This window comes from Ruegeria sp. AP11 (assembly GCF_056535865.1).
In genome coordinates, this window is the sequence record NZ_JBQFJB010000003.1 from 130,292 (window position 1) to 152,016 (window position 21,725).

Annotated in this window: 16 protein-coding genes and 3 pseudogenes; 7 read left to right on the plus strand and 12 right to left on the minus strand. The window is 53.6% G+C overall.

Annotated elements, in window-relative coordinates; translation table 11 throughout:
• The first annotated feature begins 5 nt into the window (after positions 1-5).
• From ACR3E4_RS22115 to ACR3E4_RS22125, 3 genes are all read left to right on the plus strand, one after another.
• The gene (locus tag ACR3E4_RS22115; RefSeq protein ID WP_480535075.1) at positions 6-1,271 is read left to right on the plus strand and encodes a threonine/serine exporter family protein; all 1,266 of its coding nucleotides are present in this window, start codon (positions 6-8) and stop codon (positions 1,269-1,271) included.
• Positions 1,268-3,355 carry a mechanosensitive ion channel family protein gene (locus ACR3E4_RS22120; RefSeq protein ID WP_480567324.1) on the plus strand — a complete coding sequence of 696 codons (2,088 nt, stop codon included), beginning with the start codon at positions 1,268-1,270 and terminating at the stop codon, positions 3,353-3,355. The genes ACR3E4_RS22115 and ACR3E4_RS22120 overlap by 4 nt, the downstream gene beginning before the upstream one ends.
• Before the next feature lie 113 nt (positions 3,356-3,468).
• The gene (locus ACR3E4_RS22125; RefSeq protein WP_480567326.1) at positions 3,469-4,761 is read left to right on the plus strand and encodes a Na+/H+ antiporter NhaC family protein; all 1,293 of its coding nucleotides are present in this window, start codon (positions 3,469-3,471) and stop codon (positions 4,759-4,761) included.
• Positions 4,762-5,364: 603 nt separating this feature from the next.
• On the opposite strand, the gene ACR3E4_RS22130 is transcribed toward ACR3E4_RS22125, so the two are convergent.
• On the minus strand, positions 5,365-5,676 hold the full coding sequence (locus tag ACR3E4_RS22130; protein ID WP_353392269.1) for an antibiotic biosynthesis monooxygenase family protein: 312 nt from the start codon (positions 5,674-5,676) through the stop codon (positions 5,365-5,367).
• 257 nt (positions 5,677-5,933) lie between these two features.
• Here ACR3E4_RS22130 and ACR3E4_RS22135 point away from each other — a divergent pair, with 257 nt between their 5' ends.
• A complete protein-coding gene (locus tag ACR3E4_RS22135) occupies positions 5,934-7,592 on the plus strand; it encodes an amidohydrolase (RefSeq protein ID WP_480535169.1) in 1,659 nt (552 codons plus the stop codon).
• Positions 7,585-8,655: a CobW family GTP-binding protein gene (locus ACR3E4_RS22140; RefSeq protein ID WP_480535168.1), complete on the plus strand. Its 1,071-nt coding sequence runs from the start codon at positions 7,585-7,587 to the stop codon at positions 8,653-8,655. Before ACR3E4_RS22135 ends, ACR3E4_RS22140 begins: the two co-directional genes overlap by 8 nt.
• A gap of 396 nt (positions 8,656-9,051) precedes the next feature.
• Here ACR3E4_RS22140 and ACR3E4_RS22145 read toward each other — a convergent pair whose 3' ends face one another.
• The 4 genes from ACR3E4_RS22145 to ACR3E4_RS22160 form a co-directional block, all read right to left on the minus strand.
• Positions 9,052-9,426, minus strand: coding sequence for a hypothetical protein (locus tag ACR3E4_RS22145; RefSeq protein ID WP_480535167.1), 375 nt, complete (start codon positions 9,424-9,426; stop codon positions 9,052-9,054).
• A gap of 319 nt (positions 9,427-9,745) precedes the next feature.
• On the minus strand, positions 9,746-10,474 hold the full coding sequence (gene istB, locus ACR3E4_RS22150; protein WP_480535166.1) for an IS21-like element helper ATPase IstB: 729 nt from the start codon (positions 10,472-10,474) through the stop codon (positions 9,746-9,748).
• Positions 10,407-11,972, minus strand: a complete 1,566-nt coding sequence (istA, locus tag ACR3E4_RS22155; RefSeq protein ID WP_480535165.1) for an IS21 family transposase — start codon at positions 11,970-11,972, stop codon at positions 10,407-10,409. The genes istB and istA overlap by 68 nt, the downstream gene beginning before the upstream one ends.
• Before the next feature lie 74 nt (positions 11,973-12,046).
• Positions 12,047-12,454 carry a hypothetical protein gene (locus tag ACR3E4_RS22160; protein WP_480535164.1) on the minus strand — a complete coding sequence of 136 codons (408 nt, stop codon included), beginning with the start codon at positions 12,452-12,454 and terminating at the stop codon, positions 12,047-12,049.
• 303 nt (positions 12,455-12,757) lie between these two features.
• Here ACR3E4_RS22160 and ACR3E4_RS22165 point away from each other — a divergent pair, with 303 nt between their 5' ends.
• Positions 12,758-13,072, plus strand: coding sequence for a hypothetical protein (locus ACR3E4_RS22165; RefSeq protein ID WP_480535163.1), 315 nt, complete (start codon positions 12,758-12,760; stop codon positions 13,070-13,072).
• Between the two features lie 186 nt (positions 13,073-13,258).
• Here the strand turns inward: ACR3E4_RS22165 and ACR3E4_RS22170 are convergent.
• Positions 13,259-13,885: pseudogene (locus ACR3E4_RS22170) on the minus strand (ISKra4 family transposase); the annotation flags it as partial.
• 201 nt (positions 13,886-14,086) lie between these two features.
• Between ACR3E4_RS22170 and ACR3E4_RS22175 the strand changes: the two are divergent.
• Positions 14,087-14,662, plus strand: a complete 576-nt coding sequence (locus ACR3E4_RS22175) for a hypothetical protein (protein WP_480535162.1) — start codon at positions 14,087-14,089, stop codon at positions 14,660-14,662.
• 65 nt (positions 14,663-14,727) lie between these two features.
• Here the strand turns inward: ACR3E4_RS22175 and ACR3E4_RS22180 are convergent.
• The 6 genes and pseudogenes from ACR3E4_RS22180 to ACR3E4_RS22205 form a co-directional block, all read right to left on the minus strand.
• A pseudogene (locus tag ACR3E4_RS22180) lies at positions 14,728-15,117 on the minus strand (IS6 family transposase); the annotation flags it as partial.
• Between the two features lie 84 nt (positions 15,118-15,201).
• A pseudogene (locus tag ACR3E4_RS22185) lies at positions 15,202-15,318 on the minus strand (IS5/IS1182 family transposase); the annotation flags it as partial.
• Positions 15,319-15,478: 160 nt separating this feature from the next.
• On the minus strand, positions 15,479-16,810 hold the full coding sequence (locus ACR3E4_RS22190; RefSeq protein WP_480567328.1) for an efflux RND transporter permease subunit: 1,332 nt from the start codon (positions 16,808-16,810) through the stop codon (positions 15,479-15,481).
• Entirely contained in the window at positions 16,729-18,546 is a 1,818-nt protein-coding gene (locus ACR3E4_RS22195) for an efflux RND transporter permease subunit (RefSeq protein WP_480567330.1), read from the minus strand. Before ACR3E4_RS22195 ends, ACR3E4_RS22190 begins: the two co-directional genes overlap by 82 nt.
• 21 nt (positions 18,547-18,567) lie before the next feature.
• Positions 18,568-19,764 (minus strand): efflux RND transporter periplasmic adaptor subunit, encoded by a 1,197-nt coding sequence (locus ACR3E4_RS22200; protein WP_480535160.1) that lies wholly within the window; start codon positions 19,762-19,764, stop codon positions 18,568-18,570.
• A 632-nt stretch (positions 19,765-20,396) separates the two neighbouring features.
• On the minus strand, positions 20,397-21,434 hold the full coding sequence (locus tag ACR3E4_RS22205; RefSeq protein ID WP_480535159.1) for a zinc-binding dehydrogenase: 1,038 nt from the start codon (positions 21,432-21,434) through the stop codon (positions 20,397-20,399).
• Between the last annotated feature and the right edge of the window lie 291 nt (positions 21,435-21,725).

Below are 21,725 nucleotides of genomic sequence, written 5' to 3' on the forward strand. Positions count from 1 at the left end.
AACGAGTGACTAACAAAACACCAGACCCGGCGAAACCCGACGCACAAATCAGGGAATACTTGGTCGATCTAATGCAGCTCCTTCTATCGTGGAGTTGGGAAGGCGTCGTAGGCCATGAGGAAGTCGTAGAAAAGGCTGCGGCCTCTTTTGGTGTAAAGGATGTCACGGTCGTCTATGGTGCAGAGTCTGCAATATTGGAGTACAAAGGTCAGACGGTTCTCGTGAAGGTAGATATGCCTGGGTTCCCGGCGCTCACGAACACTCAAAAACTAAAGAACCACCTCGCAGATGTCTTTGAAGGCAAGCTGACTCCGGAAGAAGCCTGCAAAAATCTTTCTGATCTGAAGTCGAGTAAACCTCCTTATTCGCCATTGCTCGTTTGGCTTGGCGTCGTCTCGGTGTCGGCGGCTTTTGCTGTTGAAGTCGTCGGTACGTGGGAAGGTATCTTTTTCGGTATTTTGACGGGCATGGCAACTGGTGCTGTGTTTTTGGCCGTGGACAAGAACCCGGCTTTGGCGAGGCTTGGTCCCTTAATTGCAGCATTTGCGAGTGGCCTGATTGCTATGGTCGGTTGGCAAACGGGTTATGCCTTAGCTGCACCGGGACTTTTGCTGATCGCATCCACTTTTGTCTTCATCCCAGGAGACTCCATCAGTATGCAGGCTTACGAGCTGGCGCAGGGTAGGTGGTCGCCTGCGGTAGATCGATTTTTCTACAGTGTCTTCATACTGGTGCTGTTGGCTTCTGGTGCATACTTCGCTGCGGTTGTTACTTCGACACCGATCTCAGCTCTTCTCCCTGTTGCGCCAGACGGCGAGGAATTTCCATGGTGGGCCATCTATTTAGCTCGAATTCCATTCCTCCTTGGTATCATGTGGGCATTTCAGATGGACAAGGACCATTTCCTGACTGCACTGGGCGTCTTGTTGCTCTCAACGGCTACAGCGCAGGCTGTAGCGATAGGCACAAACGGTATCTTTGGGACGTTGGTTTCAGCAGCGGTGTGTATGTACGTAAGCTTGTGGATTTCACAAAAACCACGCGCTATTCCGACTTTTGTGCTCATGGTGCCGGTCGTTTTTGCGTTGTCACCCGGATCTCACGGTGTTCGTGAAATCGAAACGTGGATTTCTCATGGTGAGATGACAGGAGTTGCAGACCTCATGCCACTGTTCGGCAACCTCCTCGCGATTGGCCTGGGGATGCTGATTGGACGAATGATCTCCGGGAAGCATTGGATCAAGGGGTTTGAGGAAAAAATGAGCGCATGATCATCGTTCCACCAATCCAAGATCACGAGCTACGCATCACCCTAAAGCAAGAAGATTCTCGCGCGAAGTGTGTTGCAAAAAGATGTTCTGTTGGCACGTCAGTGCTGAGTGTTCTTGGTTTACGCCGCTGGACAAAGGTCATCGCCGCATTTCTTTGCTGGATATTTGTCGGTCAGCAAGTGATTGCGCAGGCAATTACGGAAGATATTGAGCCATTCGAAAGCCTACCGCCAGTTTTGACGCATTCGCCACGAGACACGTTGCAGTCATTGGAAAACTTGCGCGAAGCTCTCATTGGCATCTACTTGGAGTACCAGGTTGGGAAATCAGCTCAACAGTGGGAGCAACTGGTTCTAATCGGTGATGCGCTAATTTCACTTCTTGATCTAACGGAAGAAAACGTTGCGGAGAGACGTGATGCGAGCATTAGAACTGCCCTGGCTCTCATCGACATCATTGGTGAAGTTGGAACGGAAGAAGCGGAAGCTCTGCCCGACGATGAGACGGTGTACTTGGAGGATCGAACAACTTTTTTGGTGCCCAATACCCCACTAATAATCCAAAGGGTTAACGCGGGAAACCGGGAGGGTGAGTTTCTTTTCTCGGCGAGTTCGTCGCAAATCGCTCCACGCTACTTGCGTGAAATTGCAATGCAATCACCGCATCGCGTCGCGGAGTTGTGGAGCACTCGTTTTCTTCAACTGAGTGGTCCGTTTATCCCTTTGTTTGTCGAAAACGCCCTTCCCCCGGCTTCTCGAAAGATCTTTTGGGGAACCCCAATTTGGAAGATTGGTTTCACTTTCTTCTTCTTAATGATCTCTCTGGCACTTCTTTACGGGCTTAGATTTCTGCTTAACCGTCGCGTTGCTTCGGGACAAATGCCAGAGTCGACACGGAAGTTCGTTTTTGCTGGCGCTGTTCTTGTGATCTTACTCGCGCTAAACAATTTCTTTAACAACCAACTCTTTTTGACAGGTTCTTTCGCTCTAACGGAGACCTTCTTTGCTACAATCACGATCTATGCAGCTGCGGCCTTAACCTTCTGGCGGTTTATGTCGCTCTTAAGCGACAGGGTAGCCGAGAAAAAAACGTCCATCGTGCGTCAGTATGATGAAAGTATGATGCGGTTGCTCAACCATATTATCGCTCTTGTTGGAGCCACATGGATTCTCGCCTATGGTGCGCAAACCCTCGGGTTCCCGCTCTTAAGCATTATCGCAGGACTTGGCGTTGGCGGGCTTGCAGTCGCGCTCGCGATCCGCCCGACCCTTGAGAACCTGATCAGCGGCTTTGTGATCTATATGGAAAAGGCTGTGAAGGTTGGTGATTATTGCTCGTTCCTCGACAAGGAAGGAACAATTGAAAGCATTGGAGTACGATCAACCCACGTTCGTGGCTTGGACCGAACCACGATAGCCATTCCGAATTCAAAGTTTGTTAATATGGAGCTCGTCAACTGGGCCCGTTGTGATGAAATGATGATCCGGACAACGCTCGGCTTGCGACTTGAAACGGATACCGACCAGTTGAGGTACGTTCTCGCCGAAATTCGTTCAATGATGTATGCACACCCACGTATCACTTCAGATACAGCGCGGGTAAGGTTTATTGGTTATGGAGACTCATCTCTGAATATTGAAATCCGTGTTTACGCTCAAACCCGCGAGTGGAACGCATTTTATGCAATTCAGGAAGATGTCTTGTTCAGAACGAAGGAAATTGTCGAAGCTTCGGGTACTGGCTTCGCGTTTCCCAGCCAAACTGTTTACATGTCTCAGGACGGAGGGCTTGATGCGGCAAAGTCGAAGCATGCTGTTGAACAGGTTGAACAGTGGCGCGGCCGACGTGATCTTCCATTCCCGGATTTTTCAACTGCCGAACGCGACAGGCTTGAGGGCACGTTACGTTACCCCCCAAGAGGATCTCCGGAATTTGATGGCCCGGATGATGAGAAGAGCAGTGTTGAGGAACCGTTGTCCGTTGAAGAGCCTGAAGCTGAAGAGACAAGCAACGGCGAGGATAGTGCACCTAACGATGAAGAAAATAGCCCACTCCCTCAAACGCGAGATGACAAACCCTCATGAACGAGCGCCGTGGGAAGTCCTACTTTCAAACTCCCATTTGGTCTCAGGAACTTAGCTACAAACAACCGGAAACCAATTGAACCTTCAAATAATCGGCTCAGGAGATTGATGTTATGAGCGATGACGTGGAATCTCGCACCACCAGTTCTTTGATCGCCTCGCTCGTAACCGTCGGCGGAATGGTGGCACTGATATTCGCATCAGTTTTACTGTTCGGTGAAAAGGCCGAAGATGGTCCATTACAGATTGCCATGACACTTGGTCTCACACTTGCACTTGTGATCGCCATCACGACTGGCAATTCCGCCGAAGACCTCGCGGCGGTCATGTCCGATAGTATCAATTCAGCTCTGGGAACAATTTTTGTGCTGATTGCGGTGGGTGCTCTAATTGGAGCACTTTTTATGTCTGGGACGATTGCTTCAGTGATTTATTTCGGAGCTCAATACGGTTCGCCGCGCTTTCTGTACATAATCGTCTTTGTGGTCGCATCTGGTCTTTCGTATGCAATTGGAAGTTCATTCACCACGATAGCCGCTGTGGGTTTGCCGTTTGTGGCTCTCGCACCAGCTATGCAAGTTTCTCCACTGGTCACAGCAGCCGCTGCCGTTTGTGGAGCGTTTACGGGTGATAGCCTAGGTCGAATTTCGGATACCTTCATTCTCACGGCATCGGTGGTGGGTGCCGAAGCTAAGGACCACGCACGCGCGCTACGTACTGTCCTTGCGCCTGGCTGGATTGCTAGCGCAGTGCTTTTCCTTTTTCTTGGTTGGCGACACGGTATGTCTGACAATTATGACAGTGCTCAAATACTCCAGGCTATTGACGAGCATTTTACCGTGTCTTTCATCTCATTCTTGCCACTCATCTTGGTTCTCGTGCTGTCGGCGCGGACGACCGCGTTCTTGTCGCTGATGGCAGGAGCAATAACTGCGGCAGTACTCGCTGCATTTACACAGCAGGATCTGATTGACGCATTAATGATCGACGAGGGCCTTGGAGCGTTAGGAGGCTGGGGTAAGCTTTCACTTGAAGTATTGGGCAACGGTTTTTCACTAAACAGCGGGAGTGCAACACTCGATTCCACGTTCGTAGGCGGTGGCGTTGTGTCCATGTTGCCGACTATTTGGTTGATACTCGTTGCGGCTGCATTTGGAGCGCTGGTCGAGTTTACCGGGATGCTTAGGCGCTTGCTTGCTCCGCTGCTGGCATGGGCCACTGGCGGCGCACGTCTGATTGTCGCTACAGCAGTAACTGGAATTGGCTTGAACGCGGCTACGGCAGATCCTTACATGTCGATAATACTAAATTCAGCGACCTATCGAGAACGCTATATAAAGGCTCGTCTGGAACCATATGTCGCCTCAGCAGCAATAGCGGGATCAGGGTCCATTTTTCACCATTGATTCCGTGGAACGTTCATGGCGCCTTTGTGGCGGGCACAATGGGCATAGGCGTTCTTTCGATAGCGCCTTACGCCGTCCTGCTCTGGATCACACCCGTCGTTTTGATTGGTATTGGAATTACAAAGTTCAAGCGGGATGAAATCCCAGATTCCGTGACCGCGGAAGAGTCCTATGGTTCCGAACCCAGCGAACTACCGCAGCGGCGAACCTCAACTTAGAGGGCCGAAAATTTTCCGGCTTGGGGTCGCTTTCTGGAACGCGTTGAGACTTCGGCGACTATGCGGCTAACTGCATGATTAAAAAACTTTTCATACAAATGCATATGTGAGATGCCAATGAAAAATGGACTTATGCTATCTGAGAAGGGCAGGGCGGTATCAGTCAAAGCTCTCTCAAGCCAATAAATGATTGGAGCTAAAAACAAAAAACCCGCCGGGTGTGACGGGGTGCCGGCCAGTGGCGAAATTTTGCATCGGTTCAACCCATCGAAAGAGCCGGAATGACTGCCCAGCGGCGCAGTCTTACAAATGACGCACTAAAAACGGAGTCCTGCGTCTGCCCTCAGGCGCAGGGAAAAACCAAGAAGCAAAAGCGATTTTGTTGCTATTTTTGTGCGACGGTGTGCAGACTGTCGAACATGAGTGTATGCATGTCAGTCGCTTCGTAACCTTTTTCTGTTAGGAAGCCGAGGGCGTCCACATTCTGCTTGTCACGAATGGGGCTTGCGACCCATTGCTCGTAGGCGGCTTTATCCGTCCAGTTGCACATAACGCAAAGCTGCCCATCGCCTTCATGCGACACCATCAACTCGCCGTGGCGAAAGCCTGGAATGGCATCGGCGCATTCCTCGATAATGTTGCGGTGAATGAATGCTTCTGCGGTTTGCTTTGCCTTCTCCGCAGGCACTTTTATCATGAGAAGTGTCCAAAACGACATTTTAGAATCCTTGTTTCCATAATCACGAGGGATAAGCCCGAAGTGGCTCATAAGAATCTGTGTCCAGTCTCATACACGATGCTGACACGGATCCTCCCACTCACGTAACTCAATATGCTTATTTTTCGTTTTAGGCGAGGATTGCGGTTGTGTGCATTGTCCGACTCTCCACAATTTACTTTGATTGCCCGATCCCGAGCATTAACCTTGTTATGGAGATATTTTAGGAGTTTGGGATGACCAAGGAAAAAGTCACGGTTTTCACCGCTAAGAAATTTTGCACGATGGACCCGGGCCGACCTGAGGCTGATGCCGTCGCGGTTTTGAACGGCCGTATCCTTTCGCTCGGAACGATAGATCAGATGCAGCCTTGGCTGTCGCGCTACGACGTGACGGTCGATGAAACTCTGAAAGACAAAATCGTCTTGCCAGGCTTGATCGAGCCGCATTCGCATTGCTGGATGTCCGCAGGCTTCATGGCGGTCGACTACATCGGGCCGCTGCCTTGGCCGGGACGCGAGGGCATGAACCCTGCGCATCCGCACTTTGACGATGTGATCGAATATCTTGGCGAACTCCACGAGACGAAAAAGGAAGGTGAACCCATCATCGCATGGGGCTTTGACCCCGCGAACCAAGGCGGGTCGATTGATCGTGACACGCTCGACAAGATCACGGCCACGCGGCCCATTTACATTTTGGGTTTTGCACCGCATTTCGCCTATCTGAACTCAGCTGCCATCGAAATGGCCAACGTGGCGGATGGTGCAAACCCGACCCACATTTTGCAGTATCCGGACGGGCGCTTGAACGGCGTTTTCACGGAGGTGGAAGGTGTTTCGATTGGCATCGCCCCGATCATGCCAATTATCGCCCAATTGGGTGGCGTGGACGGCTTGAAGTTTTTTGGTCAAATTGCTCTAAAGGCAGGCATTACGACAGTCGCCGACCTTATGTTCGGCGTGATGAACATTGACGCCGAACTGAATGACCACGTAACTGCAACAGAAGACCCGAACCTGCCTATCCGGTTCTGTCTGAAACCGCATGCCATGTCCTTTGTGGGGGCGCATGGGGACAAGGCATCGGACGTTGTTTGGGAGCTCGCCAAGCACGAAAAGGACAACCTGTTTATTGGCGGTGTTAAATTCCTGAGCGACGGGTCGTTCCCACTCATGGGAGCGCTGTTGAACTTTCCCGGCTACCTGGACGGTGGAAATGGTTTCCCGGGCGACGCCACTTATGAAGGCATGGTGCCGTTTTGGAAAGGTGGCCACCAGATCCACTGCCATGCCAATGGCGATCAGGCGGTAGACTTTACTTTGGACTTGCTTGCTCGATTACAGGCAGAACATCCTCGGTTCGATCATCGGTTTACCATCGAGCACTATGCCATGAGCAACCCGATGCAGGCGCGCCGCCTTAAGGCCCTTGGCGGTAACGCCAGTGTGAACAATTACTTCTCGCATTTCCGCGCTCTCCTGCATTCTGAAAATGCCTATGGCCCAGACCGCGCGCAGACCGAAGCCCGCCTTGGAAGTTTGGAAAAAGAGGGCGTGATTTTTGCGCTGCACTCCGATTACCCGCAGGTCGTCGTGCCAATGCATCCTTTGACAGCCGTGTATGCAGCCGTCACTCGTCTGGCCGAAGACGAAAAGACAGTCGTCGCACCTGGCGAGCGGATCAGTGTGGAGCGGGCATTGCGCGCTGTTACTATTGATGCCGCCTACATTCTCAATCTCGAAAACGAAATTGGAAGCCTTGAAGTTGGCAAGTTCGCGGATTTTTGCGTCTTGGAGGAAGACCCGATGGAAGTCGAACCAGATAAAATCAAAGACATTGGTATTTGGGGCACAGTCTTGGGTGGACGCGTTATTGAGGCGCCGAATGACTGAGCGCCCGCATGCTCAAAACACCGCGTCGCGGCATGATCAATTCATGCGAGCGCTTGACCAGAGGCAAACAATTGCTGGCTTGATCTTTGCCGCCATGTCGATGCCTCGCGAATTGGCGGCCCCTGCAAGGTCGCTGCCTTTAACAATCATCGGAGGATTTCTCGGCGCGGGGAAAACCACTCTACTCAATCGGTTACTGGCGGACCCGCAAGGCCGCAAAATCGCTGTTTTGGTGAACGACTTCGGCAAGATCAACATCGATGCGGAACTTATTGCCGAACAAACCGACGACACGATTACTTTGACCAACGGGTGCGCCTGTTGTGCTGTTGCGAGTGACCTGTCCAAATCACTCGTCGACATTGCACAGCGTAGAGATCGCCCAGATGCCATCGTTCTGGAATGTAGCGGCATTTCCGAACCCGGCTCGATTGCTCAGATCGCGCTTGCAAATGAAGCGATCCGGCTTGACGGTATCATCACAGTTGTCGACGCGGAAACACTTGAAGCACGTGCGAGCGACCCTGCGACACGCGAATTATTCAACGCCCAACTCGTGTCAGCGGACATGATTTTGCTGAGCAAACTTGATTTGCTTTCCGATGAAAGCCGCGCTCGAGCAAAGTCGCGCGTCGGGGCTCTGTATGCGGATACGCCAATACTTGAGGCTATTGAAGGCCGGATACCGACAGATGTGGCGCTTGGTATAGACACAGATCAGGACGTCTCCGCTTATGAATCCCCTGCGCCCGTAGCCGGACACGGTTTTGAAACCGTCAGTGTGGAAACCAACGACGCGCTCGACGAAAAAGCTTTGCAGCAATTCTTCTCTGATCTGCCTGATACGATACTCAGGGCAAAGGGATTCGTTTTCATTGCCCAAAAGCCGGATCAGCGTTTGATCTTCCAAAGAGTCGGTTCCAGATGGAGCATGCGAGAGGGCGACTGTTGGACAGAGACAGATCCACACACGCGTCTGGTCTTCATAGGGCCGAAAGGACAAGTCTATGGCGACACACTGCGCGGGGGTGTTCTTTCTTGCAAGGCGCAAAAAACAAGATAAGCGCTTCTACAGATGTCACTGTGCCCTTAATTCCCGGACGGAGTGTCCTGTGGATAAGTCGTGTGGGATGATCTTGTCTAATTAAGTAGAGAACCCAAAAGAAAGAGCGCTAGCGGTTGAACGGGCCAACGCGCCGCGTCCAAAAATGGAACTTGAGGAGGCGGGGCAGGATGCTGGGACGCGTCGTTACTTCGGTTACTATGCGACTAACTAACTGATAAAAAATATTTTTTCACATGAATCCAGATGTGAGATGCCAATGAACAATGGACTTATGCGATCTGAGAAGGGCAGGGCGTTATCAGTCAAAGCTCCCTCAAGCCAATTAATGATTGGAGCCAAAAACAAAAAACCCGCCGGGTGTGACGGGATTTCGGTGAAAACTTGGATGTCTTTTCACATTGTCAGGCCGGAAACCTCTTTATTTTCTTCGGCCCACCGACGGAATTCACTAACGACCTGCTCAGCGAGGTCTTCGACCGTGCCAGCTTCAACGAATTGAGCGGCGACCCAGTGAACCCCGACTTCTCCGTTCTCGAGCTGGTAATATGTGCGATCACCGTCACTGTTGAAATCGGCAAATGCCTCGATCTCTCGAGCCTCTAGTAGTTCGTAGGCCTTCTCTTCGATTTGGCCGTTCAGTTGAGTGTCGATGTCAGGATCATGTTCCGGCCAAACACCAGCACTGATTGTCGCCGCAAGCGCTCGACCGCTGCCAGGATTGGAATTGGCGAAGGGGGTAACGCCATTGATATTATGTGTTGTGCGCATGTTTGTACTGCTCCATTTTCCTGCGACTTATATTGTAGACTTCATTCAAACTAGTGAATTCCACGTGAGAAGCTGTCATTGTGGGATTCAGGCCAAACCCAGAAAAAATATCAGGCAACAGCTGACAGCGCAGTCGATCTGCAACTGCGATTTCGAAATTGTCCCGATGCGCCTAGGCCGCACTTACGATGTCAATCGGCATTGAACTTTAACCCCCTATCGGCATCCAACTTTGACCCCTTTTGTGATGAGCAGGCCCGGCGCTGCGTAGTCTCCATTTAACGCAGCGGCGACGGGCCTGCGGGGTTTGAGATTGGCGTTATGCCCGGTTCTTGAAGCGCCAGCTTTCGTTTCCGGTTTCGACGATCTCGCAGTGGTGTGTGAGCCTGTCGAGGAGTGCGGTGGTCATCTTGGCATCACCGAAGACACTTGGCCATTCGCCGAATGCCAGGTTTGTTGTGACAATGATCGAGGTGCGTTCGTAGAGCTTGCTGACAAGATGGAATAGGAGTTGACCACCGGTCTGGGCGAAGGGGAGATAACCCAGTTCATCCAAGATCAGGAAGTCGAGCCGTGAGATCAGATCGGCGGTGCGCCCCTGGCGTTCTGCGCGGGCCTCAGCGTCCAATTTGTTCACCAGATCGACCACGTTGAAGAACCGGCCCCGGCGTCCGGCCCGGATGCACGCCCTGGCGATGCTGACGGCGAGATGGGTTTTGCCAGTTCCGGTGCCGCCGATCAGCACAAGGTTGCGCTGGTGATCCAGGAAGTCTCCGGTGGCCAGGTCGCGGATCAGGGTCTCGTTCGCCTCGGCGGTCTCGAAGTCGAACTCTTCCAGTTCCTTTGCCAGGGGCAGTTTGGCGATAGTCATTTGGTATTTGACAGACCGCGCCTGCTTCTCGCGGATCTCGGCGGTCAGCAGGTCACCGATGATCTGCTGCGGCTCGTGCTGCCGTTTGACGGCGGTCGTCAGAACCTCGTCATAGGCGGCTCTCATTCCGTAGAGCTTTAGCTTTCCCATCGCGTCGATCACGTCTGATCGTTCCATTTGTCCGTCTCCTCAAGCTGTCATATCGGTTGCAGTCGGCAATTGGCTCGCTGGCCAGCTTCAACGCATCTGGCGTCGCAATTGTCAGGGGCGGTGGCGGTTCGCGGTGTCGAGCCAGGATGTTCAGGACAACACCGGCGGAATGAACGTTGTGCGATAACGCCTCGGCGCAGGCCGCCTCTACCGCTTCGATCCCATCTGTCAGCACAGCACTCAGGATATCGACCATCTGCCGATCCCCGCCAGGCTGGCGTTCGAGCTTGCGCCGCACGCGGCGGATCGCAATCGGCAGGTCCCACTCCTTGAACGGTGCACCATTACGCAATGCCCCCGGCTTGCGGGCGAGAACTGGTATGTAATGCAGGGGATCGTAGACTGTGTGGTCGCGCCCGAAGGTACGCTCGTGTTGGCCGACAATCCGTCCATCCTGCCAGCATTCCAGCCGATCAGCATAGGCGCGGATCTCGACAGGTCGGCCGACCGCACGCGCATCGACCGAGTATCTGTTCTTGTCGAAGCGCACGAGGCAGGTCTTGGAGACGGAGGCCGGAACCGCGTGGAATCCATCGAACGGGCCGACATAAGGAACGAGGCTGGGACGCTCCTCTTTGAACACCTCCCAGATGGTCTTGTCGCGCATCTCCGGGTGTTTGTTTGCCTTGGCATAGGCCAGGCACCGGTCCTCCAGCCAAGCATTCAGCTCGGTGTAGGATTTGAACTTTGGGCGCGGCACGAAGAAGCGCCGCCGGATCACGCCCACCTGGTTCTCGACCTGTCCCTTCTCCCAGCCTGAAGCCGGGGTGCAGGCGACCGGATCGACCAGATAATGCCCACACATTTTCTGGAACCGCCGGTTATAGGCCCGGTCCTTGCCGACAAAGATCGCATCCACCGCAGTCTTCATGTTGTCATAGATGCCCCGCGCACAGGCCCCGCCGAAGAAGGCGAAGGCCTTGTCATGGGCATCAAAGACCATCTCTTGTGTCTCTCTGGGATAGGCCCGCACAAACGGCATCCGGCTGTGGCTCAGGCGGACATGCGCAACCTTCACCGTCACGGTCGCGCCGTCGAGTATGACAATCTCATGGCTCCAGTCGAACTGATAAGCTTCGCCGGGATCGAAGCTGAGCGGCACATAGGCCGCCGCAGACGCTTCCCGCGTTGCCTTCGACCAACGGGCCGCATAGCGCCGCACCGCATCATAGCTGCCATCATAACCGCGGTTGCGCAGGTCCTCGTAAATCCGAACAAGGGTCAGACGTTGGCGTTTCGGTTGCCGGGCGTTCTCGGCCAAGATCTCATCCAGATCGGAACGCCAGGGATCAATCTTGGGGCGGGGCTGCGTGGACCGGTCATAACTGAATTCCGTCGCTCCGGATCGCACCACTTTGCGCACCGTATTCCGCGATACCCGAAGCTCCCGGCTAATCTGCTTGATCGACTTCCTCTGGATGAAATACGCCCGCCTGATCTTCGCAATCGTCTCCACAACCAACATCCCCAAATCGCTCCCTCAAATCTGCGAGGAAGCTAACGAAACCAAATACCAGGGGGGTCAACTTTGGACGCCGATTACCCCAGTACAGGGGTCAATTTTGCATGCCGGTTCACAGCAAAGCCGCCATTGGCGAGCTGTTCTACTTTTGTCACTGAGATCGAGTAGCAAGCGAAAGCTAGGTACGAGCCAGGGAGAAGCACAGGAAGAAAGTACCCTAAGAATAACGTGCTAAGTTTCTCGATCACGGTGTCTGGCTGTTCAGGCAGGAGACACATGACATGATTGGCAAATAACTTGTGACGGTAAGCGGTGTTACAGGTGCCGACGAAGCCAATGATGGCACCACAGATACACGCGAGAAAGACCTCAGGCTCGACTATCATTTGCCTTATCTCAGGCGGTGTAAGGCGATGCAGCAAGGCTACAAAAATCGCCAGTATGACGACCAAGCTGATTGATTTAGGGTATTTCTTGAAGAACATGTAGCTCACCTCTTAGTGTCAAAAAAGTGAGCTTTGGTCCTTAAAATTGCTTTTCATGGGGTAATAAGATGAGTGAAAGTGGCCTGGACTGGGATGAAATGACCGAGGCGATGGAAATCATGGCCAAAGCAGTCGGCGCTCATGCATCAGTAAAAACAAGTATGGTCGCCTACGGGTTGAATTTCCAGTGCTCCCTGACAACGAGGAGCATGCTAAAGCACTGTATACGTTTGCAGAACTGGTCGAGGCAGCGTCCTGAGCGGCCAATATTGTAGTCGAAAACTTGAAAGTAGAAGCAATAAGATGTCTGACCAGAAAAACAAGAAATTCCAAATAGGTCTGCTGGATGGAGCGGTTGGGTCACCTCCTGATTTCATTTCTGATCAAGATAGCTCTAGTGATGAGATCAAGGCCTACAGTTCGGACATGAGCCCTGAGGAGGTCCATATCTGGGCTGAGAAAGCTCAGCTCAGAATTGATCTCTTGGAAGGTGCGCTGCGTGATGCGCGAGACACTTTTGAGGATGTGGACCGGTCGTCAAATAATCAGGGTGCAGTCAGAACAGCTGCTGGCCGAGGTATCGATGAAATATACCGAGCCCTCAGCGACAGGGTTTGAAGACCGTCGGTCAAGGCTAATAATCTAAATTATGATAAATTTGTGCGAGCCCTATCCGTGCGCTCCAATTGTTCAATCCAGAGACTTTTCCTGACGAGCTTTCCTCGATCTCGTGGGGGTCCGCTACGGCTGAGTGCAGAATGACACCCTAAGGCCGGAGATCACCTGGTTTTCCATCTGTATTCGCCTGTGAGCAGGATATGCGCTGTCCAGAAAGACCGTAACCTCGGTAGGTTTTGCTAGAATGGCCGTATCCGTCGGTTCCTCGCAACAGCGATCTTCCAGGGCCTTGGCAACCGACGCAAGCCGGATCCGGATCGTTGCGTGGTTCTGGGTGGCGCAAGGTGTGAGCTCGTTCAACAGACGCGCGGCTTCCCGAAAACTATGCCGGGCACCCAGCTCGGCTTGAAGCCTCCTAAATTCGGGTGTGGCATTGTCTTTCAAAATCCGCGTGAGCGGAGAATACGCTGCCTTGAAGGCGGGAAAGCCCGGGAAGCCGCACATACACATCCGGACCCGAGGCGCTTCGACAGTCACACGACCGAAATGAGTATCGACACGTCGCTTGCGACGATCATGCACAGGCAAATACGAATGGCAGTGACGGCATACCCGCGCGACTTCGCTGATTTCTTCCACTTGATCCTGGAGAACAGCACGCTGTTCTTCTTTCAAGATCGATTTGCCCTCAGCGAGGCTGATACCAAGGCCGTCTTCCGACGGATCGATAGAACACCGCTCAATGACGCCAATATCATGGGACCGGCACTCGCCCCACCCAAACTCCGTTTCAATCCTGATCCGAACTTTCACACCAAATCCTCCTGCGACAAAGACATCAGGATAGACCGAGATCAATTTAGGTCCCCAAGGTTTTTCCACTCCCACCATACTGTACCCTTAATTGCCTTACTGTCGGAACTGTGGATGAGTGTCGGCCTATTGGGGCGGGGGATTTGCGTGGTAAATGAGCGCCTTGCGAAACACCTTGCAGCGGTTCTTCGGCCGATCCTGGTGCTTGAGAAGAGAGGTGAGCCGATCAGCGCGGCGATCGGAGATGCCGCTTGGGAACTGGGCTTGGCGAAAAGCCACACATGGTTGCTTTACCGGCGTCTGAGAGAGAACGATGCACGTGCCACGGCGTTGGAGTTGGACCGTCGCGGGCCGAAACCAGGGTCGAAACGGATTGCCGAAGGCGTCGAAATCATCATCTATGAGAGCTTGCGAAAATACTATCTGATCCGCGAGCGCTCGAGCTTTCTTCGCATCTGGCGCGAGATTCGTGCCGAGTGCGTGGCGAAGGGGTTTCAGCCCCCGACCCGGAGAACGGTCAAGGCCCGTCTAGATGCTATGGATCAGCGAGAGGTCTTCCGGAAACGGCGCGGGGCAGAGGAGGCTGACAAGGTCTTTGCTGCGCGTCCGGGCCGCCTTGAAGTTTCAGCCCCGCTGGAAGTCGTTCAGATCGATCATACGACTTCGGACATCACCTTGGTCGATCACGTCAATCGACGTCCACTTGCGCGCCCCTATCTGACGGTGGCCATCGATGTCGCGAGCCGGATCGTCCTCGGGGTCCAGAAAACAGGCTGAAAACGCCATTTTTCATGTAAAGTTCGCGCGAGCCGGACAATATAGTCACTTTTATGCAGTGACCCCATCTTGCGTGGAAGGCCGTTGACCTCCAGCATTCGAGCAAAGAATTTAGTGGCGGCAGGCTTGTTCCGACGGTGTGAACGCATGAAATCGAGAGTTTTGCCGTGTTTGTCGACCGCTCGGTAGAGGTAAACCCATGATCCCTTTACTTTAATATATGTTTCGTCCATTCGCCAGGAGCGGTCGCATGGGCCTTTGCGGCGGCGTGCTGTTTCAGCGATTGCGCAAGAGTACCGTGTCACCCAGCGGTTCAGAGTGGTGTGATCGACGGAAACACCTCGCTCTGCCATGATCTCTTCCAGATCGCGGTAGGAAACGCCGTATCGAACGTAGAAGAATACTGCGAATAGGATCACATCTTTCGGGTACTGTGCACCTTTAAAAGAGATCATGGGCTGGCTTTCGACTTGATAGGACCGACGAGTCATTCACTCGTTAATTCCGAAAGCGTCAATGGCCAAAAGTTTGCAACGGAACCAGATAATCCCGCTCAAAACACGTCGATCATCAACCCTCGGCTTGCCATGGCTCTTCGGAAAGTAAGACAGAAGGTGCGCCATCTGTTCGTCACTCAGCCAGAATAGATTGCTCATGATATACCCCTGAAACTCAGGGGCTTGAATCACGCAGCCGAGATGGCGGCAACCAAATTATTAGGTCCAGAACCTAAGCAGTTGGTTCCGCGAACTGACGAAACGGACAGGTTCCGCGACTTATGAAGGAGCGCAGTCGTGCCATAAATCTGGAGAGCCTTTAGGAAATGGTGGACCTGTCTGCGGCTACACTTTTCCGCTCATCCATGATGAACATTAATCGGTAGACAGATGGAACAAACATCAGGGTCAGTGGTGAAGCGACGATCAAGCCGCCGATCATCAGTGTTGCCATCGGTTCGAACAGGGCGCCGCCATTGAGCGCCATCGGCACGAGACCGAGGGTTGTGGTCAGCGATGTCAGCATCACCGGCGTGACCCTTTTCTTTGCAGCGACCACAATCGCGTCGTCCAGAGCCAATGTTTCGCGTTCAATGTCGATCTGGTCGATCAACACAATTGCGTTGTTGATTATTATGCCCATCAAAGAGATCAGCCCCAGAATCGCAAAAAATGACAGCGGCTGTGAAGCTAGAAATAAAGCTGTAGGTGCACCGATCAGGATCATTGGAACTGTCAGAAACGTCAGCGTAACTCGTCGGACCGAATTGAACTGGAACATAAGTGCAGCAAGCATCACAAGCAAAGCCGCAGGCATGCCCGCCAGCAGCAGCCCGTTGATCTCGGCGCTACGCTCTGTCTCCCCACCCAGGTTGAGACGATATCCCGGCGGTAGTGATAGCTCCGAAAGATCCTCGGCCACCCATGCTTCGACCTCGGCGGCGGACAGATAGGCGCTTTTGCCCGATACCGTGATCTTGCGCATCTGATTTTCCCGGCGCAGCTGAGAGAATTCGAACTTGGGCGCGAAATCCGCGATCTGCGCCAATGAAATCAACCGACCATCCGCCGGGATCGACAGGTTTTCCAGGTCTTCCAGACTGTCCCGGAACGGTTCTTGCGCACGTACAACAATCGGGATGGAATCGGCGCCATCGCGGTACTCGGAATAGGGAACGCCCGAGAAATAGACCTCCATGACTTCCGAGACATCTTTAGAGGTCACGCCAAATTCACGCGCTTTGTCCTGGGCGATCTCAACAGTGAATTTGAGGGTTTTGTTGCCCCAGTCATTCTTGTTCAGAATTGCGCCGGGCACCGTGTCGAACGCATCCTGAACCTTGCGCGCAAGGCCGACCAGAACATCGGCGTTAGGGCCGGTGATTTCAACATCCACAATGCCCGATTCCTCGCCGCCCATGGCAAGGCGCGTGATGCGATAGCTGGCGGCAGGGCGCTGGGTGACCAGATAGTTGCGCGCGCGTTCGGCCGCAGCGACGGCGCTTTCGAAATCCTTGGTGTTGACCACGAAGAAGGCATTGGCCGGGTCAGAATCCGCCGGGTCCAGCGTCAGGAAAACCTGGGGCCGCCGCTGGCCACAAACAGCGTGGTGCTGACGACTTCGGGGTTCTGTTCCGGGTCGCGCAGCCATGCATCGACCGCCAGCGCCTCATCCCGCGTGGCAGTGACCGCTGTGCCGCGTGGCATCTCAAGATAGATCAGGTACTCGGCCCGTTCGGCCAGAGGGAACATCTCACCTTTGAGCGAACCAAAGACAGTCGTGCCCGCAAGGATGATCCCGTAGATCACGCCTGCTACCAAAAGGCCTTTATGCAGCAGGAAACGGGTCAGATTGCCGTAGGAGCGGATCAACCAGGTTTCTTCCGTGGCCTGCGCCTTTTTCGACGGGCGCAGAAGATAGGTCGCCAGATAGGGCAGGATGTAGTGGGCGGTGATCCACGACCCCAGCAGCATAAAGGCGACGACGGCACCCAGCGAGAAGGCGTAATCGCCCTCGGCGCCTTCAAGGATCAGCATCGGGATAAAGGCCGACGCTGTGGTGACCGAGGCCACGGCCAGCGGGATAAAGAACTGGCTGCCAGCTTGTTCAGCGGCGGCTCTTGGGGTCTCACCCGCGTCCAGCCTGCTTTGGATCTCTTCGACCACGACAAGGCCGTTATCAACCAGCAGACCCAACGAAATGATGACCGCCGCGATCGAGACCTGCTCGATCGGAATTCCGGCCTGTGACATCAGGATCAGCGAGAACATCACCGAAAAGGGCACGATGCAGGACACCACAAATGCCGGGCGCAGCCCGAGGAACACCAGCATGACCACAAAGACGGTCAGAAAGGTTTGCCCAACATTTGTCAGCGCGCCGTTGATGGCCTGGGTGACGTTGGTTTCCTGAAAAGTCGAGATCGAGAACTGAATTCCGATGGGTTGCGTCGCTTCGAACTCGGGCAGGCGCTGCTTTAGGTCATCGCCAATGGTCTGGATATCGCGGCTGTTATCCATCTCGACCGACAGCAATAGCGCCGGTTCACCGTTGAAATAGATCGGAGCATCCGGCGGATCGACATAGCCGCGCCGAACGGTCAGCAGGTCCTGCAAACGGACCAGCCCGCTTAACCCAGGAACCTTGGTCAGAACCTCGCGGATGTCCTGAACGGTTTTCAGATCGCCATTGGCCTCAAGCATGATGTTGACGCCATTTGCATCCAGATTGCCCGCAGGAACGATGACGTTCTGGGCGCTCAGGTCCGACAATAGGCGATCCAGTTGTACCCCGACCGAGGCAAGCTTGCGGGTGTCAATCTCCAGCCAGATGCGTTCTTCCTGACGGCCTTCAATGGCAACTTTGGTGATCCCGCTAAGGGTATAGATCTGCTTTTGCAGGTCTTCCACCGCATCCCAAATCTCTTCATAGGTGAACCCTTCGCCAGTAACGGCGATTGTGGCGATGGCCACCGCGTCGAAATCGGTGTTCACAAACGGGCCAATTGTGCCTTGCGGCAACTGACCCATCGAGTCGTTCATCTTGTTGCGGATGTCCTGATAGACCCGCTCAAGCTCGGAATTGGGGACCGAGTCGTAGACCTCGAACTTCAGCTCGGCTTGGCCACGGGTGATCAGCGTGACGATGGTTTCGACTTCTTCGATCTCACGGCCCGCGCGTTCCAGCGGTTCTGCGATCAGCTCTTCGACCCGTTCCGGCGACATGCCGGGATACTGGGCCACCGCAATCGCCGTGCGCAGAGAGATTTCGGGGTCTTCGCGTTTGGGAAGTTGAATATACGAAATTGCCCCAAGCAAAAGCACCCCGATCATGACCAGTACGGTCAGTCGCGACTTTTTAATGCCGAACCGAGTCAGGAACCCCATGGGAAAACCCTCGCCTTACAATTAATTTTTGCTGTCAATAAGTTTGACGGGCTGCCCGTCGCGCAGGAAGGACACCCCGGCCGAGGCCACCCGATCACCGGGCTGCAGCCCTGAAATGACGATCAGAGAGTTATCCCGAAGGCCCGCAACAACGATTTCCTGTTGCCGGATCGTGCCGCTGTCTTCGTCATAGACGAAAGCGACCAGCGTTTCGGTCTGTTCGTTTGCGTCGTGATCAAGGTTGGTCAGGTCCGTGCTGACCGCCGTCAGCGGAACCAGATATCCAACGGCTTCGGGCAGCGGGAATTCAAGCGTTGTTTCAACGGCCATACCGGCCTTGAGGATCGGGTTATTGTCGGTCACGGAAACGACGACCGGATAGGCCGAAACAACGTCGGCCCTGCTGCCGATTTCTGTCACGACGGCCTCAAGCTTGACCCGGGGACGGTCCACCAGTTTGACGATTGCGGGCCCGCCAATTTCGATCTGGCTGGCAGCATCGAAATTGACCGAGAACGAGACCTCGAAACTGTCGCTAGCATAGATCGACGCGACCGGTGTTCCCGCGCTGACTGTGGCAAAGGAATCCGCGTCGACCGAGTTGACGTTCCCGGAATAGGGGGCGTGAATCGTGGTTTTGGTCAGGTCTTCCTGCGCCGCCTCGACAACCTTCTTCGCCTGTGCCAGCGAGGCTTTTGAGGCCAGGAAATCAGTTTCGGCATTGTCCACCGAGACCTGCGTTACTGCCCCACGGTCCAGCAGGCTGCGCTGCCTTTTCAGTGTCCGTTCGGCATTGGTGAACTGCGCCTCGGCCTGCTCGACGGCGGCTTGTGCGTTTTCAAGCCGAATGCGCAGCAGGGTCGGATCCAGTTCGACCAGCACATCGCCTGTTTCGACCGCTTGACCGATCGACAGGTTCATCTCTTCAAGCGTTCCGCTGACCTCGAAGGACAGGGTCGTGATCGTGGCGGGTTCGAGAACACCGGGATAGTGGCGTGCGGTTGTTGACTGTGTGTCGGTGACCAGAAAGGTCTTTACCCCGCGAACAATGGCGCTTTGGTCCACTTCCTCTTCTTTACAGGCAGACAGAACGGCAAGGGTGAGAATGGGTACAAGTTTGAGGTAGCGCACCATTTTATGAGTGATCCCTTGTTGAGTGTTGTAAGTGAGCAGTTGCAGTTGTTCTGCTCCGGTAAGTTCTATTAGGGCAGGCTGCATTCACCCGGCCGCTTCAGCGCATTGAAACGTCGCAGTTCGAAAACTGCGCTAGCAGAGATGAAAGAGTGCAACATTAACAATTGTAAATTTCTTGAGTTTTCAACTGAAACGGCTTTGTTGCGCGAAGCCGTTGACCGGCCGACTGCCTCTTTCCTCAGACGAAAACCAAGGTGACAGGTTTACCAAAGATCAGGGAATTGTTTATGAGGGTATCCCGAATCTGGGTTTCTGCAACTTACCTTTCAAAGCCTCTCGCCGGAAGCGACTGCCTGAGTGACATGGTACAGTCTATCTGGCGCACGACACGGCGTCGGCGGTCTTATCCGATCCATCGTTGCCAAATATCGCAGTCCACGTATCGCGATGCATTGACGATTTCACTTCGGTCGATGGCTCCGGCACCGAGATCATTTCAAGATCAAATAGTATCGAAAGTGATCCCCGTTTTTATGCAATGGTGTACGAAGACCAGTTGGTGGTCTTTTGCTCCTTAAGGGTTTGACTGCTCATTCTGAAACTTTTTGGTGGGTGGGATTATCCATCGAATGGAGACCACCGGTATAGGAATGGCCGCGCGGAAGAGAAGAGCCATTGTCCGCAGCGTAAAGAGTGTCAGCTCAGAGCGGACCGCGTCAGGCACACTGCCATTTCAAAACGGTTTTTCCTTTGGCGCGACCAGTGCCAAGGTGCTCGTAGCCGTCAATGATATCCGCCATCGATAATTCGCGATCAATTACAGGCTTTATTTGGCCGCTAGCTACCTTAGTCATTATATGCTCGATACCTTCTTCATTGGGCTGCGCGATGGACCAAGCGTATTTTTTACCTGACAGGCCATAGCGAACTTTCTTGCTCAAAACTCGCCCTAGAGCATGCAGCCCGCCGATAACGAGCCCGCTGCGGTCTGTATAGGGCATAAGCTGGTGTACGATGGAAACATAACCGCCACCTTCCTTAACCAGGGCTGCTGTGTCCTTTTCATATGACCCGCCGAGCGTGTCATAGGCAAAGTCTACGTCTTTGACGATTTCGCGATAGTCCTGCGTGCGATAGTTAACAACAACGTCCGCGCCCAGGCCTTTGACCCAGCCAATGTTGGAGGGTCCACAAGTCGTCGAAACTTTCATTCCAAGGGATTTTCCCCATTGTATTGCAAAGCTACCAACGCCACCTGAACCCGCGTGGACAAACAGATGTTTATCGGATGCGTTTTGGGGATCGAGTTTCAGCCGATCCACCAAGGCACTCCAGGTTGTCATGGCAACATACGGAATTGAAGCCAGTTCGGTAGGAGAAACATTGGACGGTGCCGCCGCCAAACAAGTTTCGGTGATTGCAGAGAACTGGGCGTGGGCGCCGGATTCCTTGATATCATTTACCCCAGCGACCTTGTCACCGACTTTGAACTTGATTGCTTCCGGACCCATGGCAACGATTTCTCCCACGATGTCACGACCGGCGATAAAGGGAAATTCTTCCGGCGCGGCCAGGCGCCGCAACCGTGATCCGTAACCCTGTACCATTCTCAGGTCGATAGGGTTTAGCGAGGATGCCAGAATTCGCACAAGAACCTGGTTCCCCTTAGGTTCGGGTATTGTCACCTCTTCGAGGTTAAGAACATTTTTTGGCTCGCCGTAAGAACGGGCAACCCATGCATGCATGGTGTTCATGCTATGAAGTCTCCTACAAGAAAGTTCACGTGTGATTTTTTATGACGTTTGGCACGAGACGGATTCAGGCTTCACGCGAGAAACAGAGGAAAAGGCTGACCATACCAAGTATCCCCGCCCCCCGGTGCGATACCGTGTGAACAACTTCGATGCGCTACAGGCGACGATCCTAATTGTCGCACTGAATGAGATGCCTCTTTCCGGGAACTTTAGCTGCTTCGCATGCTGAATGGGCTCATGCATGTTTTGCTCTTCAGTTTACAAGTGAGTGCAAGTCCAAATAGTCAGATC

What these genes read in the sequence shown, in the direction of transcription:
- ACR3E4_RS22120 (WP_480567324.1), top strand. Translation starts at nt 1,268, where the DNA reads ATGATCATCGTTCCACCAATCCAAGATCACGAGCTACGCATCACCCTA.
- ACR3E4_RS22125 (WP_480567326.1), top strand. Translation starts at nt 3,469, where the DNA reads ATGAGCGATGACGTGGAATCTCGCACCACCAGTTCTTTGATCGCCTCG.
- ACR3E4_RS22130 (WP_353392269.1), bottom strand. Translation starts at nt 5,676, where the DNA reads ATGATAAAAGTGCCTGCGGAGAAGGCAAAGCAAACCGCAGAAGCATTC.
- ACR3E4_RS22135 (WP_480535169.1), top strand. Translation starts at nt 5,934, where the DNA reads ATGACCAAGGAAAAAGTCACGGTTTTCACCGCTAAGAAATTTTGCACG.
- ACR3E4_RS22140 (WP_480535168.1), top strand. Translation starts at nt 7,585, where the DNA reads ATGACTGAGCGCCCGCATGCTCAAAACACCGCGTCGCGGCATGATCAA.
- ACR3E4_RS22145 (WP_480535167.1), bottom strand. Translation starts at nt 9,426, where the DNA reads ATGCGCACAACACATAATATCAATGGCGTTACCCCCTTCGCCAATTCC.
- istB (WP_480535166.1), bottom strand. Translation starts at nt 10,474, where the DNA reads ATGGAACGATCAGACGTGATCGACGCGATGGGAAAGCTAAAGCTCTAC.
- istA (WP_480535165.1), bottom strand. Translation starts at nt 11,972, where the DNA reads ATGTTGGTTGTGGAGACGATTGCGAAGATCAGGCGGGCGTATTTCATC.
- ACR3E4_RS22160 (WP_480535164.1), bottom strand. Translation starts at nt 12,454, where the DNA reads ATGTTCTTCAAGAAATACCCTAAATCAATCAGCTTGGTCGTCATACTG.
- ACR3E4_RS22165 (WP_480535163.1), top strand. Translation starts at nt 12,758, where the DNA reads ATGTCTGACCAGAAAAACAAGAAATTCCAAATAGGTCTGCTGGATGGA.
- ACR3E4_RS22190 (WP_480567328.1), bottom strand. Translation starts at nt 16,810, where the DNA reads ATGGCTGCGCGACCCGGAACAGAACCCCGAAGTCGTCAGCACCACGCT.
- ACR3E4_RS22195 (WP_480567330.1), bottom strand. Translation starts at nt 18,546, where the DNA reads ATGGGGTTCCTGACTCGGTTCGGCATTAAAAAGTCGCGACTGACCGTA.
- ACR3E4_RS22200 (WP_480535160.1), bottom strand. Translation starts at nt 19,764, where the DNA reads ATGCAGCCTGCCCTAATAGAACTTACCGGAGCAGAACAACTGCAACTG.
- ACR3E4_RS22205 (WP_480535159.1), bottom strand. Translation starts at nt 21,434, where the DNA reads ATGAACACCATGCATGCATGGGTTGCCCGTTCTTACGGCGAGCCAAAA.